The sequence below is a fragment of the Bacillus sp. SD127 genome (assembly GCF_058566445.1).
Window position 1 is genome coordinate 3,030,952 of record NZ_CP191226.1, and the last position, 18,705, is coordinate 3,049,656.

22 protein-coding genes and 1 riboswitch are annotated in these 18,705 nt (G+C 44.9%); of the genes, 6 read left to right on the forward strand and 16 right to left on the reverse strand.

Going from position 1 to position 18,705, the window contains the following annotated elements:
- Positions 1 to 53: 53 nt before the first annotated feature.
- From thiD to ACQVGS_RS15885, 8 genes are all read right to left on the reverse strand, one after another.
- Complete coding sequence (thiD, locus tag ACQVGS_RS15850; RefSeq protein WP_024120940.1) at positions 54 to 869, reverse strand: bifunctional hydroxymethylpyrimidine kinase/phosphomethylpyrimidine kinase; 816 nt, start codon at positions 867 to 869, stop codon at positions 54 to 56.
- An 18-nt stretch (positions 870 to 887) separates the two neighbouring features.
- On the reverse strand, positions 888 to 1,898 hold the full coding sequence (thiF, locus tag ACQVGS_RS15855) for a thiazole biosynthesis adenylyltransferase ThiF (RefSeq protein ID WP_400152456.1): 1,011 nt from the start codon (positions 1,896 to 1,898) through the stop codon (positions 888 to 890).
- Positions 1,895 to 2,665 carry a thiazole synthase gene (thiG, locus tag ACQVGS_RS15860; protein WP_081638278.1) on the reverse strand — a complete coding sequence of 257 codons (771 nt, stop codon included), beginning with the start codon at positions 2,663 to 2,665 and terminating at the stop codon, positions 1,895 to 1,897. Before thiG ends, thiF begins: the two co-directional genes overlap by 4 nt.
- Complete coding sequence (gene thiS, locus ACQVGS_RS15865; protein ID WP_081638285.1) at positions 2,662 to 2,862, reverse strand: sulfur carrier protein ThiS; 201 nt, start codon at positions 2,860 to 2,862, stop codon at positions 2,662 to 2,664. The genes thiG and thiS overlap by 4 nt, the downstream gene beginning before the upstream one ends.
- Positions 2,862 to 3,971 carry a glycine oxidase ThiO gene (gene thiO, locus ACQVGS_RS15870; protein ID WP_106020538.1) on the reverse strand — a complete coding sequence of 370 codons (1,110 nt, stop codon included), beginning with the start codon at positions 3,969 to 3,971 and terminating at the stop codon, positions 2,862 to 2,864. The genes thiS and thiO overlap by 1 nt, the downstream gene beginning before the upstream one ends.
- Positions 3,955 to 4,572, reverse strand: a complete 618-nt coding sequence (gene tenI / locus ACQVGS_RS15875; RefSeq protein ID WP_095713613.1) for a thiazole tautomerase TenI — start codon at positions 4,570 to 4,572, stop codon at positions 3,955 to 3,957. Before tenI ends, thiO begins: the two co-directional genes overlap by 17 nt.
- Positions 4,550 to 5,257, reverse strand: a complete 708-nt coding sequence (gene tenA / locus ACQVGS_RS15880; protein ID WP_044156371.1) for a thiaminase II — start codon at positions 5,255 to 5,257, stop codon at positions 4,550 to 4,552. The genes tenI and tenA overlap by 23 nt, the downstream gene beginning before the upstream one ends.
- Before the next feature lie 80 nt (positions 5,258 to 5,337).
- Positions 5,338 to 5,446: riboswitch (TPP riboswitch) on the reverse strand.
- A 62-nt stretch (positions 5,447 to 5,508) separates the two neighbouring features.
- Entirely contained in the window at positions 5,509 to 7,353 is a 1,845-nt protein-coding gene (locus ACQVGS_RS15885) for a monovalent cation:proton antiporter family protein (RefSeq protein ID WP_400152459.1), read from the reverse strand.
- A gap of 182 nt (positions 7,354 to 7,535) precedes the next feature.
- Between ACQVGS_RS15885 and prpE the strand changes: the two genes are divergently transcribed.
- The gene (gene prpE / locus ACQVGS_RS15890) at positions 7,536 to 8,273 is read left to right on the forward strand and encodes a bis(5'-nucleosyl)-tetraphosphatase PrpE (protein WP_024120932.1); all 738 of its coding nucleotides are present in this window, start codon (positions 7,536 to 7,538) and stop codon (positions 8,271 to 8,273) included.
- A 17-nt stretch (positions 8,274 to 8,290) separates the two neighbouring features.
- Here the strand turns inward: prpE and ACQVGS_RS15895 are convergent, their stop codons facing one another.
- The 4 genes from ACQVGS_RS15895 to ACQVGS_RS15910 are packed head-to-tail and all read right to left on the reverse strand — an operon-like array spanning position 8,291 to position 11,057.
- A complete protein-coding gene (locus tag ACQVGS_RS15895; RefSeq protein ID WP_180948926.1) occupies positions 8,291 to 9,190 on the reverse strand; it encodes an RluA family pseudouridine synthase in 900 nt (299 codons plus the stop codon).
- 14 nt (positions 9,191 to 9,204) lie between these two features.
- On the reverse strand, positions 9,205 to 10,005 hold the full coding sequence (locus ACQVGS_RS15900; protein WP_151174929.1) for an NAD kinase: 801 nt from the start codon (positions 10,003 to 10,005) through the stop codon (positions 9,205 to 9,207).
- 19 nt (positions 10,006 to 10,024) lie between these two features.
- On the reverse strand, positions 10,025 to 10,660 hold the full coding sequence (yjbM, locus tag ACQVGS_RS15905; protein WP_024120930.1) for a GTP diphosphokinase: 636 nt from the start codon (positions 10,658 to 10,660) through the stop codon (positions 10,025 to 10,027).
- A 28-nt stretch (positions 10,661 to 10,688) separates the two neighbouring features.
- Positions 10,689 to 11,057 carry a UPF0738 family protein gene (locus ACQVGS_RS15910; RefSeq protein WP_188323688.1) on the reverse strand — a complete coding sequence of 123 codons (369 nt, stop codon included), beginning with the start codon at positions 11,055 to 11,057 and terminating at the stop codon, positions 10,689 to 10,691.
- A gap of 123 nt (positions 11,058 to 11,180) precedes the next feature.
- On the opposite strand from ACQVGS_RS15910, the gene ACQVGS_RS15915 reads away from it, so the two are divergent.
- From ACQVGS_RS15915 to ACQVGS_RS15935, 5 genes are all read left to right on the forward strand, one after another.
- Positions 11,181 to 11,753, forward strand: a complete 573-nt coding sequence (locus ACQVGS_RS15915; RefSeq protein ID WP_024120928.1) for a CYTH domain-containing protein — start codon at positions 11,181 to 11,183, stop codon at positions 11,751 to 11,753.
- 14 nt (positions 11,754 to 11,767) lie between these two features.
- The gene (cwlQ, locus tag ACQVGS_RS15920; protein WP_491830302.1) at positions 11,768 to 12,499 is read left to right on the forward strand and encodes a bifunctional muramidase/murein lytic transglycosylase; all 732 of its coding nucleotides are present in this window, start codon (positions 11,768 to 11,770) and stop codon (positions 12,497 to 12,499) included.
- A 256-nt stretch (positions 12,500 to 12,755) separates the two neighbouring features.
- Entirely contained in the window at positions 12,756 to 13,154 is a 399-nt protein-coding gene (locus ACQVGS_RS15925) for a globin domain-containing protein (protein ID WP_010333756.1), read from the forward strand.
- Complete coding sequence (gene spxH / locus ACQVGS_RS15930) at positions 13,151 to 14,050, forward strand: protease adaptor protein SpxH (protein WP_491830303.1); 900 nt, start codon at positions 13,151 to 13,153, stop codon at positions 14,048 to 14,050. Before ACQVGS_RS15925 ends, spxH begins: the two co-directional genes overlap by 4 nt.
- Positions 14,051 to 14,363: 313 nt before the next feature.
- Positions 14,364 to 14,531 (forward strand): hypothetical protein, encoded by a 168-nt coding sequence (locus ACQVGS_RS15935; RefSeq protein WP_024120925.1) that lies wholly within the window; start codon positions 14,364 to 14,366, stop codon positions 14,529 to 14,531.
- Between the two features lie 35 nt (positions 14,532 to 14,566).
- Here the strand turns inward: ACQVGS_RS15935 and pepF are convergent, their stop codons facing one another.
- The 4 genes from pepF to ACQVGS_RS15955 form a co-directional block, all read right to left on the reverse strand.
- Complete coding sequence (gene pepF / locus ACQVGS_RS15940; protein ID WP_167492246.1) at positions 14,567 to 16,396, reverse strand: oligoendopeptidase F; 1,830 nt, start codon at positions 16,394 to 16,396, stop codon at positions 14,567 to 14,569.
- 229 nt (positions 16,397 to 16,625) lie between these two features.
- A complete protein-coding gene (coiA, locus tag ACQVGS_RS15945; RefSeq protein ID WP_106020543.1) occupies positions 16,626 to 17,777 on the reverse strand; it encodes a competence protein CoiA in 1,152 nt (383 codons plus the stop codon).
- Between the two features lie 157 nt (positions 17,778 to 17,934).
- Positions 17,935 to 18,591 carry an adaptor protein MecA gene (gene mecA, locus ACQVGS_RS15950; protein WP_024120921.1) on the reverse strand — a complete coding sequence of 219 codons (657 nt, stop codon included), beginning with the start codon at positions 18,589 to 18,591 and terminating at the stop codon, positions 17,935 to 17,937.
- Complete coding sequence (locus ACQVGS_RS15955; protein WP_120698858.1) at positions 18,558 to 18,683, reverse strand: hypothetical protein; 126 nt, start codon at positions 18,681 to 18,683, stop codon at positions 18,558 to 18,560. The genes mecA and ACQVGS_RS15955 overlap by 34 nt, the downstream gene beginning before the upstream one ends.
- Positions 18,684 to 18,705 lie beyond the last annotated feature (22 nt).

Consider the following 18,705-nt stretch of genomic DNA (forward strand, 5'->3'; position numbering starts at 1 on the left):
GAAAAGCGCATACCAAAGTCAAACATGAAAGAGACCCCCATAAGCAGGTGGTCTCATCGGTTTATTTTTATACTGTTTCGTTTAAAAGCGAAATGATTTGTCGGTCCGTGGCCCGATCCGATGCCGAGCGTATTTTCCACAGCTTCGCGGACAAAGTTGGCAGCAACCTCGAATGCCTGATGGATGCTGTCTCCTTTAGCGGTTTGGGCTGTTAAAGCCGCAGCAAAGGTGCAGCCTGTGCCATGCGTATGCTTCGTATCGATATAAGGATGGCTGATTTGCATAAACATGTTTCCATCAAAAAGAAGGTCAGTAATGTGATTGTCCTCAGGCTGGTGCCCACCTTTGATAATCACATGCTGCGCACCCATCTTCACCAGCTGTTCCGCAGCTTTCTTCCGGTCATCAAGCGAACGGATCGCCATACCCGTCAGCGCTTCTGCTTCCGGCACATTCGGCGTGATCGCATAGCTTCTTGGAATCAGCAGCTCCTTCAGCGTAGCGATTGATTCATCGCGAAGCAAGGACGCCCCGCCCTTCGCGATCATAACCGGATCAACGATCACCCGGCTTAATTCGTATTGATCAATTTTTCTTGCCACTTCTTCAATCATTTCCGCATTCCAAAGCATTCCTGTTTTTACGGCGTCCGGTCTCAAATCCTCCGCCACAGCGTCAATTTGCTCTCTCAATGCCTCTGCAGTCAGTGGATACACACCGTGGACGCCAAGTGTATTTTGAGCAGTTACCGCCGTAATGGCAGACATTCCGAATACACCAAGCTCCTGAAAGGTTTTAATATCTGCCTGTATCCCCGCGCCGCCGCCTGAGTCAGAGCCGGCGATTGTCAAGGCTTTATATATACTCATCAAACTACACTCCTTTTATTACCCAATCCATTTATGATAGATGGATTTTGCCCTGGCAATATCATTTGTTCCATGGATCAATGCTCTGCCGTCCCTAAACAGCACCATTTTCATGTCATCCGAGCGGCAGGAAATTAAATACGGATTCGCTGCTACTTCCAGCCCCGCCTGCCTCAGCTGCCCCGCCAACACGTCAAGATCTGCTTCTTTTGTGAAAGAGAATCTGATTTGCACCGTGTTTCTGCCGCACAATACTGCTGCTTTCGTTTGGTTTTCGTATGATAAAAACGGAAAATCCTTTGTGCCGCAGCTTGGACACGAGTCATCTTTAAGTCCCGCTGCTCTTACCTCTGACCGCTCATTGTTCCACAGGTCAAAGGAGCGCAGCACGGGCTCGCATTCCTCTCCCGTCAGCAGTTTCAGGGCGTCTGTCACCTGAAGGACAGCAACCTGCAGAACAGCTGGGCTGATAATGCCGGCTGTGTCGCATGTCGCACCGCCAATCGGAAGAGTATCGAGTAAACAATGAAGGCAGGGTGTTACTCCCGGCAATACAGTAAACGTGAGACCGTAGCTCCCTACACAAGCGCCGTAAAGAAACGGAATGCCTTCTTTCACCGCAGCATCGTTCACAATGAGCCGGGTTTCAAAATTATCGGCGGCATCTACAATGATTGATGCGCCGCGAATCAGCTCCGATACGTTTTCTGCTGTGACATCCATGACAAGTCCGGTCACATCCACATCACTGTTAATGGAACGAAGACGCTGCTCAGCAGCTGCTGCTTTCGGCAGTTCCTTTTTGACATCATTTTCTGTGTAAAGCTGCTGGCGCTGCAGATTGCTCCATTCGACGTAATCTCTATCGGCGATTTTCACCGATCCGACTCCCGCTCTCACCAGCATCTCTGCGCTGGCTGTTCCCAGTGCGCCGGCGCCGATGATCACAACGCGCGCCTCTCTCAGTTTCTTCTGGCCTTCGGGGCCGATTGGAGCAAACAGCTCCTGTCTGGAATACCTGTCCGTCATACAGGAAGACCTTCTCCCGGACTGCTAGCCGTCCCATATGACTTGGCTGGAATGCGGCCTGCTTCATAAGATAGACGTCCTGCTTCTACCGCGAGCTTCATGGCGTGTGCCATTTTCACCGGATCGTTCGCACCTGATACGGCCGTATTCAGCAGTACGCCGTCCGCTCCAAGCTCCATTGCATATGCCGCATCTTTTGGCGATCCGATTCCGGCATCCACGATGACAGGCACTTTCGCCTGTTCAATGATAAATGACAGATTCAGAGGATTTAAAATCCCCTGTCCCGATCCAATCGGAGAAGCCCCCGGCATAATGGCATGAACACCAAGCTCTTCAAGCTTTCTCGCCAGTACCACATCATCCGAAGTGTACGGCAGCACAATGAACCCTTCTTCAAGAAGCTGTTCAGACGCTTTTAACGTTTCCACAGGATCGGGCAGCAAGGAGCGGCTGCACCCGATGACTTCGACTTTAATCATGTCACAAAGCCCGGATGCCTTCGCAAGCCGTGCAATTCGAACTGCTTCTTCCGCCGTGCTGGCGCCTGCTGTATTTGGCAGAAGCGTATATTTTGATAAATCAAGCTGCTCCAGAAAATTAGGCTGAGACGCTTCAAAGATATTCATTCTCCGCACAGCAAATGTTAAAATATCAGACTCTGAAACAGCCACCGCTTCCTTTTGAATGTCAAACGATGGATATTTTCCCGTGCCCAGCAGCAACCTTGATTGAAATTGTTTCCCGCCAATTGTTAGCATTCTCATCCGCCTCCTACAAAATGGACAATTTCGATGACATCACGATCAGAAAGCTCTACCTCGTGATATTGTTCTTTACCGATAATTTCTTTATTTCTTTCAACGATCACGATTTTATTTTCAAGCTGATAAGACGCAAGCAAATCCTGAATCGTACCTGTGTCTCTATCCCACTCAACTTGTTTACCGTTCAGCTGAAGCATCATATCTGAACCGCCTCCTTGCGATCAATTCGAAAGGCGTGCAGCCAGTCTGCCTTGACCTCTTTATTCATAATGAGATCACCGATTAAAGCACCCGTTGCAGGAGCAAGCAGAATCCCGTTTCTGAAATGGCCCGCCGCAAATAAAATGCGGCTGTCCTCAGGGTGTCTGCCAATGTATGGTTTTCCGTCCTTTGTCCCCGGACGCAGTCCCGCCCAAAAACGATCAACCTTCATATTCTGAATCGCCGGCAACATCGTTTTCGCTTTTTCCATAACCGACTGAAGTCCGCCAAGATCCGGCTTATCGCTCCAATCACCAGGCTTCATCGTCGCGCCGACAACCAGTCTGCCGCTTTTTCTCGGTACGATATAGCAATGATCATGATAAAGTGTTTTTGTCAGCGGAATATCATCATTCCAAACAGACAGGCACTCTCCTTTTACAGGAAAAAATGACTGGTTCAACCCGAGCTGTTTAAAAAACATCCCGCTCCAGACCCCGCTGGCAACCACGACATGGTCCGCATGCACGTCACCGGAACCCGTTTTGATCAAAATGGATTCACCGCCACGCGTCACATCGAGAACGGGAGTATGCTCAAAAATATCCGTACCAAGCGCTTTAGCCGATTTAGCGTATGCCTTGCACACAAAATAAGGCTCAACATGAACATCGTCCTGAATAAAGCTCGCCCCGTAAATCTCACCGGCCGTATACGGCTCTTTTTCCAGCACTTCTTCTTTTGTATGCCAGCTGACAGTATGCAAATCGTCCATCCGTCTCAAGCGGGACACGTCTTCTTCGGAGAATGCAAGCTTAAACATACCGCCTTCATGCCTTCTGATATCAATGCCGGATAAGGCAAGTAGCTCCTCTCCAAGACCCTGATACAAACGCTGACTGTGCATGGCGAAATCAAAAAACGCATCCCGCTCCTCGCACTCGGCATGGGCGCCAAGCATCCCTGCCGCGGCGCTTGTTGTTCTGCCGCCGATTGTTCCGCTTTCAAGCAATGCGGTGTTTTTCTTTTCTTTTGCCAACTGATAAGCTATCGCGGAACCAATAATTCCGCCTCCAATGACAACTGCATCATAATGCCTTTTCATACTGAATCTCCTTTAGCTTGCGGGAATATCGTCTGGCAGCTTCCAAAGGATCATCGGAAGAAAAAATTCCGGACATGACAGCGATACCGTCTGAACCTGCTTGTTTCACTTCTCTTAATCTGGCAGGTGTCATTCCGCCAATTGCAATAACCGGAATCGAGATCCTCTGTTTGATTTCTGAAAGCAAAGACACGCCTCTGCCATCAAGGCCTTGTTTGCAATCCGTTTCAAACACATGGCCGAACAAAACATAATCAGCGTCTTCCTTTTCTGCCTGAAGCGCTTCCTCCAGTGAATGCACCGATCGCCCAATGTGCAGGTGAGGAAATCTGGCTCTTACTTGTTTCGGCGAAAAGCTGCTGCTCGGCAGCTGAACGCGGTGAATATTTGAAAAAAGCGCAATATCAACCCGGCCATTCATCACCAGCTTTTGCTTATCAACACCGCCTTCAGAAATAAGCTCCAGCAGTTTCAAAATGTCAGCCGCCGATTTAGACCGTTCACGAATATGGATGAAATCAACCTCATCCTGAATGGCTATAATTGATCTCATTAGATCTTCAACCGGCTTGCGGTCATCAGTTATGGCGTGCAGCTCCAAGCCCTTCCACCTCTTTTACGCCGCTGTCTGACCAGCCTTCTTTTCGATAAGCCATTCCCCAGAACTGATATTCATAATAGCTCGAAATAACGAAATTCTCTTTCATCTTGGCACGCACTTCCTCTGTGCTGTTTTCCGCCAGCTCATCCAGGCGGTTAATTTGTTCTTCCACCTGCTGTCTGAACCAGTCACCGCCGTATGTGCTAATCCACTTCTGGTAAATCGGATGCCCCGGATCACATGTCAGCAATTTCTCACCAACCTCATAATAAAGCCAATAGCACGGGAGAAGAGCTGCCAAGATTTCTGCAAAATTCCCGCTCAAAACCGAACGGTACATATGGGATGTATAGGAGTAAGCGGTAGGAGATGGCTTAAATGACTTCCGTTCTTCCTCACTGATTTCCAAAAGCTCCGTAAACTCGCGATGAAGCGCCATCTCCGCTTCATATGTACCTTGAGCATGGCTGGCCATGCGTCCTGTTGTATAAAGATCCTTTGCATAAGCGGCACCGAACGATTGCACCTTTGCAAAATGAGTTAAATAGTAAGAATCCTGAAGCACGTAATATTTAAAGCGGTCGATCGGGAGAGTTCCGTCACCGATCCCCTGAACAAATGGATGGACAAAGCTGCCTTCCCACCATTCTGCGGCTGCACTGCGGCATTCTTCTGAAAACTTCACACGTCATTCCCCCTGTCTGTTAATAAAAAAACCACTTTCCCGCAAGGAAAAGTGGTTTGGAATTGGCATAGTTGTATAACACAAATACCGCTCCACTTCCCTACGCAGGTCTGAACCTGTTCAAGTTATGAGGGTCTAAAAGTCACACTTTTATCTCAGCCCTTATAAAGGACACCCCTAGTGGTTTTACGAATACATATTGAATTGTTCTGCACCTCTATATTAACACGAATCCTTATTTGGTCAAGATATTATCCTTCCAATGTTTTCTTAAGATCCGTTACGTACCCGCGTGATCCGGTGACAATTAAGCGGTCTCCGATTTTCAGCCTTGTATCGCCGTGAGGAACAATGCTGTCGACACCTCGGAAAATCCTGACAAAAATCACATCGCCTGTTAAAGGGAATTCACGGAGAATCACGCCGTCGTATTTGCTGTTTTCCATATTAATTTGATACAGCGAGGACTCTTGGTTCGTGAGCAGTTTCATGACGCCAGGCGCTTCTATCAGCGCGCGAAGCAGCGTTTTGGTCGACAGCAAGATGGAAAAGATGCTGATGCCCTGCTCTTTCAATTTCGCTTCGTTCTCCGGTGATCCGGTGCTGGCAATGACTCTTTCTGTTCCTTTTTCTTTGGCGTATAGTGCGATGTCCGTATTCATGTCTTCATCCCCTGTCGCCACCACAAGGATTTCTGTATCAAATATACCGAGTGATTCAAGGGTTTGATGCTCATAATCAGAAATCGTTTCGACGGAAAATACTGAGTCTGACAGCTTTTCCTCAGCGTTTTCTTGATAAACGTGCACGACACGCACTTTATACTCGCTCTCAGGCAATTCAAGTGTCACAGGCAGTGTCATTTGATTAGCGCCGATAAATGTGATCTTCTTTTTCTCCTCCGGCTGCTCCTGTTTTTTGTACAGCTTTTTAAAACCGACCGGCGTAAAAATACTTGCAATAACCGCCACCAGCGTAAGCGCTCCTGACATATTTGCGCTGATTACATGAAGCTGCTGGCCGATTGTCGCAGCGGCAATCACAAGAGAAAGCGTTGATGTCAGCAGGAAACCAGACGCCAATATTGTGCGGTTATCATACCATTTCTTCAAGTACAGGACAGGAAGAATTTTGCTTACTAACAGCGCCATAAGCAACAGCGGAATCATCACTAAAATTTTCGGGTCCTGAAAAAGTGTCCAAATATCCAATTTTACACCGACCATCACAAAGAAAATCGGTATTAAGAACCCGTAGCCGAAGGAATCAAGCTGCTGAACCAGTTCCTTGTTCGGCGAGAGCAGGGAAACAAGCACGCCCGCTAAGAAAGCGCCGAGAATATTTTCTGCCCCCAGTGATTCAGACAGAGCCACCAGTACGATAATTAAGGTGAAAATAGCACGAGTCCCGATCTGGATCGTCCCTTTTGACATGGATTGAACAAAAGAACGGTGTTTGAAGACCCGGCCGAAGAAGTAAAGCACTACTCCGGCTGCGAACAGGATCATCAAGAGCCACATGTTTCCGCTGTCCTCTCCGTATAGAGAAGAAAATACAGCAAGAAGAATCATAGTGACCAAGTCAGCAATCACAGCAACAAGCAGGATAATCTGCCCGATGTTTGAATCCATGATCCGTTCTTCCTTTAAGGTTGGAACAACAACACCTAACGAAATCGTAGAAATAATAAGCGTCATTAAAAAAGCATTTTGGATAAATCCGGCCAAGACGAACCCATAGGACAGCAGCAATGATAAAATAAAAATACCGATAAAAATAATGGATGCTGTGACAAATGTATTGGGTGCTTCCTTGCCGTTTTGCAGAAACTGTTTTTTCTTTCCTCTCTCAAAGGATGAAAAATCAATTTCAAGCCCGCTTAAAAACATTAAAAAGATAAATCCCAGCATAGAGAGCGTCTGAAGCCAAGTATCACCCTCCACAACTAAATTAAGACCGCTTTTTCCTATAATCAATCCCATAATAATTTCAGCAACTACAACAGGGATGCTGAGTTTAAACCGATGCAAAAGGATGGGAGTTAAAAATGCAACGATAAGTACGACAACTAATGATGCGACAGATGTATGCGCCATAATCTGAACCTCCTTTTAAAAAAACATAACGCGATTTTAACAAGGGTGATGATGAAAAATAAAGTAATAAGGTCTCATTTTTTTCAGAAAATGATTCTTCTATAATTTGCACATAAAAGCTGGTGATGACTCACAGCAATTTGCTTCATAATAAATAAAATCATGAGTAAGGAGGATGCTGCATGGCTTACTACGATATCATCAGCGATATTCATGGCTGCTATGATGAAATGACAGCCCTGATAGAAAAACTTGGATACACAATAAAAAATGGATTGCCTGTACATGATGAAGGCAGGATGCTTGTTTTTGCCGGGGATTTGACAGACCGAGGCCCTAAATCAATTGAAGTCATCCGCTTTGTAGCCGGCGCTTATGAACAAGGAGCAGTGCGTTATGTCCCGGGAAATCATTGCAACAAGCTGTACCGCTACTTAAAAGGAAATCCCGTTAAAGTGATGCACGGTCTTGAAACAACTGCGGCAGAGCTTAAAGCACTTTCTGAAGAAGAAAGAAGAAAAGTCAGCGAACAATTTATGAAGCTTTATGAAACTGCGCCGCTTTACGACATCTTACATAATGGAGAATTGGTTGTCGCCCATGCTGGCATAAAGGCTGACGATATCGGCAAAAACACAAGGAGAGTAAAGGACTTTGTACTTTACGGCGATGTGACGGGTGAAACGTATCCGGACGGCAGACCCGTCAGGAGGGATTGGGCCGCCGCCTATAACGGGAAAGCATGGGTTGTATACGGACACACACCTGTTAAAGAGCCCCGCATCATAAATCGCACCATTAACATTGATACAGGCTGTGTGTTTGGGAATGAACTGACGGCCTTGCGTTTTCCCGAACTGGAGACAGTCTCCGTTCCAAGCTCTATGCCCTATGACGAATCTAGATTTCGCCCCATATAAAAAAGGAGAGAATCGTTTTAATGATTCTCTCCTTTAACTAATTCTTGCATATCGTGCGGCAGAGCCGCATGAAACGTCATTTTCTCCTGCGTCAGCGGGTGGATAAACGACAGCTGCTCACTGTGCAGCGCCTGCCTGTCAATCTTTTGTCTCGTTCCGCCGTACAACGTATCGCCGCACAGCGGGTGTCCGAGATAGCTCATATGGACGCGAATCTGGTGGGTCCGCCCTGTCTCAAGCTGCAATGCCACCGAGGTTAAGTCATCTGTTATACGTGTGACACGAAAGTGAGTAACAGCCTTCTGACCGCCCGGTGTCACCATCCGTTCAATGATACTGTCAGGATGTCTGTCAATCGGGGCGTCTATCTTTCCCTCTGTCTCTGTCATACGTCCATGCACAACCGCAACATATCTGCGTTTCACAAGGCCGTTTTTTTGCGCCGACGATAAAATGGAGTGGGCAAAGCGATGTTTGGCAATCAGCATGACACCAGACGTGTCCCGGTCTAGCCGGGTGACAAGATGCACCGTGGCCCGCACTCCGTTTTTTTGGTAGTGATGGATGATGCCATTTGCTATGCTTCCCGCCGGGTGCTCTCGCGACGGAATAGATGACACATACGGCTGTTTGTTTATCACAAGCACGTGTTCATCCTCATACAGAATATCGAGCGGAACTGGCTCGGCCAAAAGCGTCTCGCTCACCTGTTCCTCAGGAAACTTTACAACAAGAAGGTCTCCCTCTCTCAATACGTATTTAACAGTCACATGCTTACCGTTAATGAGAAGATCTCCTCCGCTAAACTTGATGTCGGTCAGCAGACGTTTAGAAATCCCCAGCTCGCCCGCATATTCCTTTAAGGTCATTCCGTCTTCAGCGGAAGTGATGTTCTTTTCAATAATAAATTGCTCCACGATACGTCCTCTTTCTACTCACCTTTTCCGATAAATGAATCCTGGACTCTTTTCCAAAACGGAAACGGACGGAATCTTGCAAATCTTACATTTTCGGATGCAACCTGGCAGCGGATGGACTTTACATCCTTATGAAGCAGAGTTAAATGGTCAATTGTTACTTGAAAGTCAACTTCGTTTCTCGGTTTAATCATGCAATCATGATGGGATGGGAGAAGGAGCGGTGATCCGACCGTCCGGAATACGCGGTTATTGATAGATGCCATTTCCGCCAGCTGAATCGCTCTGATGGATGGATGGATAATCGCTCCGCCCAGCGCTTTATTATAGGCTGTGCTCCCAGAAGGCGTTGACAGGCAAAGGCCGTCGCCTCGGAACGTTTCAAAGAGCTGCCCTTTGATTTCCACATCCGCCACAAGGCTTCCTTCTATGCTTTTAATCGTACATTCATTTAACGCCAAATATCTTTCCTCCCGCTCATTTTCATGATAGGTCACTACCACTTCAAGGAGCGGATATTCCACAGTATGATACGGTGTTTTCGCAATTGCGAGCACGAGTTTTTCAATTTCATGAGGAACCCAGTCCGCATAAAACCCAAGATGACCCGTGTGAACGCCGACAAAAGCCGTTTTATCTAACCTGTCGCTGTATCTGTGAAAAGCGTATAAGAGCGTCCCGTCGCCCCCGACTGAAATGACGATTTCCGGTTCATTTTCATCCAGTTCCATGTCAAAATCCAATAAATACGCCTGTATTTTGCTTTTCAGCGTATCAGAAACATTATCTCCTTTTGACGATACGGCAAATTTCATGCTTTTTCTTCCCCTTTACCTATTGATGCTCGCTTCCTTTTTTCTTTCTAGAAAAGGCAGCTTGAGCTTCCTGTATTTCACCCTTGATCTCCGACATCTCTTCATCAAGCCGCGAAGCCGCTTCAGAAGCGCGCTGAAGCCTCAGTTTTACTTTTTCAGGAATGTTTCCGCTGTATTTATAATTTAATGAATGCTCAATGGTCGCCCAAAAATTCATCGCCAGCGTACGGATCTGTATTTCAACAAGAACATGTTTCTCTCCGGATATCGTCTGCAAAGGATACATCACGACAAGGTGATATGACCGATACCCGCTCTCTTTATGTTCTGCAATATAATCTCTCTGATCCACAACGGTGAAATCTTTTCGGGCAAACAGCATTTCCTTTACAAATTGGATGTCATCGACAAATTGGCACATGATCCTAAGGCCTGCGATATCCTGCATGGTTTCAATTTCATGTAACGGTATGCTTTTCCGTCTGGCTTTTTCGAGTATACTCGCCACAGGCTTGACGCGTCCTGTCACAAACTCAATCGGTGAATGGTCATCCTCATATTCATAAAGCGTGCGGATCCCCTTAAGCTTCACTTTTAATTCTTCAACAGCCTGGCGGTACGGCACTAAAAAACGCTCCCATTGCTTGTCATCCATCATACATCCCCCAATTCAGCACCAGTTTCTATAGAAATACGCGTTTCACTTTTTCTTCCATTTCTTCTCCGTAGTTCGCATTATCTTTAATATTTTCTAAAAGATACTCCAGCTCCTCATAGAGGCCTGACAGCTCAATGCTTTCCTTCCCTGCCTCTAAAACAATCGGTTTTCTTTGATCATGGGCCTGCTTCAGTTCAGGCCATATATGTTCCTTTATCATGACATATTCAAAAGAATCAGCTAATTCAAGTATGTATACAAAAGCAATGTTGTCAGAATCAACAAGCATTTGACCTGACGGCTTGCGATCTGCTTCGATTCCTTCTGTCTCACAGGTAAGGCGAAGCTCAACATCCGATAGTGTTGCATTTAAGATTTCGATTCTGTTTTGCATAATGCTCTCCTTTATAAACAAAGTACAGATTCATTTTATCATATCAAGCTCGATATTGATAAACCTAACATCTAAAGAGATAATAGTAAAAATGAGATTTACAGAGCTGAAAGGAAGACAATCATGAGCCAAGAAATTGAAATTGAATTTAAAAATCTGCTGACAAAACATGAATTTGAAAACATAGCTGCAGCACTGCACTTGACAGAAAAAGAATTTACAAATCAAGAGAATCACTATTTTGATACAAACAGCTTCGCACTGAAACAAAAACATGCGGCGCTTCGAATACGCAAGAAAAATGGCGAGTATGTGCTGACGTTAAAAGAACCGGCTGAAGTTGGACTTCTGGAAACCCACCAGAAACTTTCCGGCGTATCCGACTTTACACGTTTCACGATTCCGAAAGGCCCTGTCGAGGACCAGCTGAAGAAGCTTCACATCGATACAGACGCCATTCATTATTTTGGATCTTTAGCAACAAACCGTGCAGAAAAAGAAACAGAAAAAGGTTTAATAGTTTTAGATCACAGCCGATATTTAAATAAAGAGGATTATGAAATCGAATTTGAGGCGGCTGACTGGCATGAAGGCAAGCTGGCCTTTGAAAAGCTGCTTCAGCAATTCAGTATTCCTCTGCGCGAAACCAAAAATAAAATTCAGCGTTTTTATGAAGAAAAACGAAAGTCTATATAAGGTGGAATGACATAGTGAACGTAACGAATTGGGCGGCTCTCCTTCAGCTTCAGGCATTACAGTCTATATCAAATGCAAGCAGCACAGGCAGTCAGAGTGCCGAAAGCCCGCTTTCAAGCTTCAGCTCCTTGCTCAGCCAATATACAAATGGACTGTCCCAGCAAACAACAGCGTCAGCAGCATCTTCAAGCCCGCTCAGCCAGCTGAACAGCGTTTACGGGACATCGCCGTCACTGCTTTCAGCTTACGGGCTTACCTCCTATTCAAACGGCAATGCCGGCCAAATGACAAAAGCGAGTGAAAGCACTGAAACAGCTGCTGTTGATACCTCCTCAAACAAACAAGAGGATAAAACCGTCAGCTCGGGTGATTTCTCAATCGACAGCGCTATAAAAAAAGCCTCTGACAAATACGGAGTCGATGAAAAATTAATCCGCGCTGTCATCAAACAGGAATCAGGCTTCAATGCAAAAGCCGTCAGCGGTGCAGGCGCAATGGGCTTAATGCAGCTGATGCCGTCAACAGCAACCTCACTTGGCGTTTCCAATCCGCTTAATCCGCAGCAAAACGTTGAGGGCGGAACGAAGTATTTAAAACAAATGCTGGATAAATATGATGGCAATGTATCCATGGCGTTAGCAGCTTATAACGCCGGACCGGGAAACGTTGATCGATACGGAGGCATTCCGCCTTTCAGAGAAACTCAAAACTATGTAAAAAAAATAACAGCAACCTATTACGCGTAACCGGAGCGGCTCTTGCCCTCCGGTTTTTTTGCGGAGTGAAATCTTACACATTCATGATTTGTATGTGATATGATATGAAATACAAACCCGGCTCTAAAGCCGAACCCTGTCTTCAAGCACATAAAAGGCAGTTTGTTTGTAGAAATGATGCCTTGTTGCTAAAATAAATCATAGATGAATTGAAATAAATACAGAAAATAACTTTTTGCAATAGGAATTATGATTCCTATTAGCCATATTTAAAGGAGTAGTCAACATGGGACAATCGTTTAACGCACCTTATGAAGCGATTGGAGAAGAACTTCTATCGCAACTTGTTGATACTTTTTATGAGCGTGTCGCGTCTCATCCTTTGCTTAAGCCCATATTTCCGAGCGATTTAACAGAAACGGCCAGGAAACAGAAGCAATTTTTGACACAGTATTTAGGCGGGCCTCCCCTTTATACTGAGGAACACGGCCATCCCATGCTCAGGGCAAGACATCTTCCCTTTCCAATTACAAACGAGAGGGCCGATGCGTGGCTCAGCTGTATGAAAGACGCAATGGACCATGTAGGACTAGAGGGCGATATTCGTGAATTTTTGTTTGGCCGGCTGGAGTTGACAGCAAGGCATATGGTGAATCAAACAGAAGCGGAGGATCGATCATATTGACAAACTATCAGCATGAGCAATACTTCGCCCATTGCCACGGCCATCCAAAAAAACCGCTGGAAATCTACATGTTTGTTGACCCTTTATGTCCCGAATGCTGGTCCTTAGAGCCTGTCATAAAAAAAATGAAAATCAGATACGGACGTTTTTTCACCTTACGCATCATCGCATCCGCAAGCCTTACAGCGTTAAATAAGAAACGCAAAAAGCATCTTCTGGCAGAAGCTTGGGAAAAGCTCGCTAGCCGTTCCGGTATGCCGTGTGACGGCGGTGTATGGTTTGAGCAAGATCAGCCGCTCTCTTCTCCATATATGGCCGCTCTCGCATTTAAGGCAGCCGAACTTCAAGGAAGAAGAGCCGGTATGCAATTTCTTCGGAATATGCAAGAGAGTCTGTTCGTTTCGAAGAAGAATATTACGGATGAAAACGTGCTTTTGGAAATAGCGTCAAAAACAAGCCTAGATCTCGAGGAATTTCAAAAAGACCTTCACTCCCAAAGCGCGGTAAAGGCGCTTCAATGTGACATGAAAATCGCGGCTGAGATGGATGTTACAGCCACACCGACGCTGACGTTTTTTAATACGCAGCATGAAGACGAAGGACTTAAAGTCCCCGGCAGCTATTCATATCATGTATATGAAGAAATCTTATTTGAGATGCTTGGCGACGAGCCGAAGCCGTCAGAAACACCGCCTCTGGAATGTTTTATTGAATATTTCCGTTTCGTTGCCTCTAAGGAAATCGCTCTTGTATATGATTTGAGTCTTGAAGAGGTAGAAAAGGAAATGAAAAAATTGGCGTTTGCTAAAAAGGTTGCCAAAGTAGAGGCCAAGCATGGAATGTTTTGGCAGTCCCTCACCAGCAGTTCTGATGAATACCAATCATGTGAAAAATAGCCGCAGGCGTGTATATGCTTGAGGCTGTTTTTTTGCGCAAAAATCAAACATATGTTCCGTTCAAAGCACTAAAGAAACCGCGCCGGGATAAGCGCGGTTTCATATGTCTTAACGACAACAAAGGGGATGGGAGAAATTTTTCACGGTCAAACAAAGGGGTAATGTTTGTTTGTGATCAATTTCACATCCTTATCATATCAAAAGTTGTCGACTGTTGACAACCATTAAGCTTAATGTTCATATTTTTGTCACAAAACATAACTGACAGATTTCATTCATATGCTTGTAAGGAACAAGGACGAGGAGGATCGCCATGATGTTTAATGTGATCTCAATTGTGTGCATTGTTGTTTTTTTCTGTTTAAATTTATTAGCTATGATGCATATGCTGCCTCTTTACATTACATCCCCTCTGCTGTTTCTCTCTATTCTGTTTACCTTGTACCGCCTGAACCATCGGAAAACCTTTAAAGGATTTTAAAAAGCCTGTGCATCATTTATGCACAGGCAATTTTTTTAAGACTGCTTTACTTTTAACAGCAGTTCTTCCATCTCATCAAGTTTTTCCTCAAACATTTTGCACGCAGCTTCAATCGGTTCTGGAGACGTCATATCAACGCCCGCTTTTTTCAGGATGTCGATCGGATATTGTGAGCTGCCCGCTTTCAGGAAGTCAATATAACGGTCAACCGCAGGCTTGCCTTCCTTCAAAATTTGGCTGCTTAACGCCTGGGCCGCACTGTACCCTGTCGCATACTGATATACATAGTAGTTGTAATAGAAATGCGGAATCCTTGACCATTCAAGTCCGATTTCTTTATCAATCACCATGTCGTTTCCGAAATACTTTTTATTCAGATCATAATATACATTGGTCAGGAGCTCAGGTGTCAGCGGCTCTCCTTCTTGCGCTTTTATATGGATAAGATGTTCAAATTCTGCAAACATCGTTTGTCTGAAGACGGTTCCTCTAAAGCCCTCAAGCATATGGTTGAGAATATATAAACGCTGTTTTTCGTCCTCTAAATTGTTCAGCAAATATTCACCAAGCAGCGCTTCATTTGTCGTGGAGGCAACTTCCGCGACAAAGATGCTGTAATTGCCGTAAGGATATGGCTGGTGTTTTCTCGTATAGTAGCTGTGAACAGAGTGGCCGAACTCATGGACCAGCGTAAAGAGATTATTGACGTTATCATGCCAGTTCATTAAAATATACGGATTTGTGCCGTATGTTCCAGAAGAGTAAGCGCCGTTGCGTTTCCCTTTATTTTCATAAACATCAACCCAGCGGTTTTCAAGCCCCTCTTTTAAGATAGAGCGGTATTCTTCTCCTAAAGGTGCAAGCCCCTCTAGCATATAATCTTTAGCTTGTTCGTACGTAACCTTCATCCCCGCATCCTTCACAAGCGGTGTATACAGATCATAGATATGCACTTCATCCAGCTCAAGCACTTTCTTTCTCAGTGCAATATAACGATGCAGCAGCGGAAGATGCTTGTTAATCGTTTTGACGAGATTGTCGTATACCTCTTCAGGGATACTGTTGTTAGAAAGCGCAGCTTCTCGTGCTGATTTGTACTTTTTCATTCTTGCGTAGAAGTTGTCTTTTTTCACAGTCCCGCTCAAGGTAGTCGCCATTGTGTTTTTATATTGGCCGTATGTTTTATATACAGCGTCGAACGCATTTTTGCGGACTTCGCGGTTTTCGCTTTCTAAGAAATTAATAAAATTGCCGTGAGTGATCTGTTTTTCATTTCCCTCTTCATCTTTAATAGATGGGAATGTAATATCGGCATTATTTAACACGCTGAACGTATTTGACGACGAAGACAGCACCTCAGAAGCTTCAGCCAGCAGCGCTTCTTCCTTCTCGCTCAGCACGTGCGGGCGTTCCTTTGTGATTTCTTCAATCGCGTGTGAGTAAAGCTTCAGCTCTTCTTTTTCAAGAATAAACTGCTGCAGTTTGTCTTCCTCTATGGATAAAATCTCCGGAACAAGATAGGCTGTTGCGCTTGCGGCCTGTGTATACAGATTTCCAGCCTTATCATTAAGCCCCTGATAAAAGGAGTTCCCGGTATCTTGGTCTGAGCGCATATGCGCGTATGCGTAAAGTTTGCCCAAACGCTCCATCACCTTATCTTGGTAAGTAAGGGCTTCGTATAAATGATCAGCTGAATCAGCCAGCTTGCCTTTATACTTAGATAAATCCGGTATTAATTCTTTGACAGCTTGAAATTCTTTATTCCAGGCCTCATCACTAGGAAAAATATCCTCTAGTCTCCATGTGTCCTCTACCTTAACCTCGCTTCGGTCAGGCAGTTGATTAGCTTTTTTTTCCTCAGCCATGGTGATCCCCCTCGTTTTCTTTGATTCAAGCCAATTGAAAAAACGGTTGTTTCTCAATAAACTTGTGTTGTGAATATCTTCCGGTTTTTCACTGTCATTTGTCAAATCATATGCAGTTATGAAGAGAACGAATGCCAAAAAAGCAGTAAAAACACGAAAAACCTTTCCTTTTGTGCTTCTCACAACCAGCCCACCACCTTTGTCTTAGGGTGAGCCAAATCAGGAAAACTCATTCGATAAAACAGCTTCTGTCTTTTTCAATGAGATCCTGTAATGATTGGCTGCGCTTTGCGGGCTGATTCAGCACATATACTTCTTTCTGAGTCTCCCTCAAAAATCCCTTCTTGCACAAAAACTCAATGTACTGTTTAACCGCCTCAATGAAATCCTGATCCCTGTATACGCCTCTTAGCAAAATGTTCTTTTTATGAATGTGTATTTTGCAGTGCTGCAAAACGGCTGAAAAACGAATGGGCGCATGTTTATATCCAAGATCCGTAATAAACAGATAAAGATAGCCCTGCCATACAAAAACGGGGCTCTTAAAAACAGCTCCTTTCTTTACAGGAACAAACACCTCTGTCGGAAGAAAAGAGAGAGGTGTTTGCCGTTTTTCATAAAACAGAAGCCTGATCCGATTCATATCTTTAGAGAGAAAGCGATGAGTTTTGCGGCGAAAACGGAGAATGGCTCCTGTCCAATCTGAGTGCTTAAACGAAGAATCTGGTTCCGTGCAAAATAAATCTTCAGCCGCTGCCTGGCGGATTGGAATCGTTTGGACGGAGCAGTAAAAATGGGTTGTGTAAAACGGGATCATGCGGCTGAGCCTCAGGAAAGAATGTGTTTCGGGGCAGTAACATAACAGATCACTGTTCGGACTGGCATTGATAAACTGCCAATGGAAAGCGGACAGCTGGTAAAAGGATGATGATGTCCGTTTTAAGCGGCTGCCTCCAAGAATCCACTGCGGTATCAGTCCTGCTTGTTTGAAACCGGCTGTTCTTTTTTGAAAGACATCTGGAGCGAGAGTCGCGCATTGGTATTCAACTGCAAGCGTATCCCCCTTTACTTTTGCCAAGATGTCGGGCCTTTGTTTAATCTCTTTCACGTACGGCTCTAAGAGCGGGGAAGCCTTTTGCGTTTTCAGCCATACATAAAGCTGCCGTTTTCCTTCTAAGTGATAGGCGCTCTCAGGTTCTATGTCTATCGTGCATGACTTGTTCTGTTTATGGGCAAAATGCGGCGCTTTCTGAGACCCTAGCTTCACATCGAGCTCCTCTGCACACACCGGGCAGAAAAATCTGGTCTGCTTTAATTGTTCTCTCCTCTGCCTGCCTATAAGGTGAAACACTTGGCCGTCTTCTGTCACAGCACTAAACAATTGTCATCTCTCCTTTCCAGATTCATAACTCTTTCTGGAAATAACCGATGAACTCCTGTTCGCTGATGTTTTGCCTCTATGTATGTTTTTGATTTTCCAGCTTCAATATGTTGTTTTGAAATAGAAAAAAACCGATTTCCGTCAAGAAATCGGTCTGCTATGATGCAAAGTGTTTTTTTATCGTTTCAAGAGCGTGCTCTGACACAACCAGCTTGCCGTATTCTTCAAGACGGTGTATGCTGATTGAGGATTCAGACGCGTACTCCAACAGGATGCTTAGCTGATTTTCAACCTCTTCATCAGTCAAATTGTAAAAATCCACATATAAATAATATCGGTTCTCAAACGAATATAAAGTCGTTTTACTTCCGTTAACGTTTAATTTAGATAGAGAAATTACATCTTCGAAGTCATCAAACCGCAAGACAAATTGAAGCTTTTGCTCCTTTTCTTCCTGATTGACTTCTTGCTCTTCTTTTTGAAAATCATCCAGCAAGGCGTCAAGATCCTCAGATGCTGGTTCTTGCTTTTTATCCTCAGGAATCGGCAGTTCGAGCTTTTGTCCGTCTTTGGAAAGCTGGGCTTTGGTGACGATAATTTCTAATCCTTTGTCCAGTGCCTGAACTTGAATCCAAAGAGGACCTTCAACAGCGAATTCCTCTTCCTCATGAACTTCATCCATAACTTCCCAGAATAGTTCTTCACTGCGCTCACGGTTATACCAAATTTCTTCTCTGTCAAAACCGCGATCTTCAATATCTCCATAAGACATATAAAATTTTACTGTATGCTCGTTAATTCTTTCAATTTCCATTTGCCAACCTTCCCTTCTATATAAGATGTTGAAGGGACATCTAAGCTCCCGATTAATAGTACTTTACTACACTTTACCCATTCCGTCCACATCTTAACCTTGAACCAAGGCAAG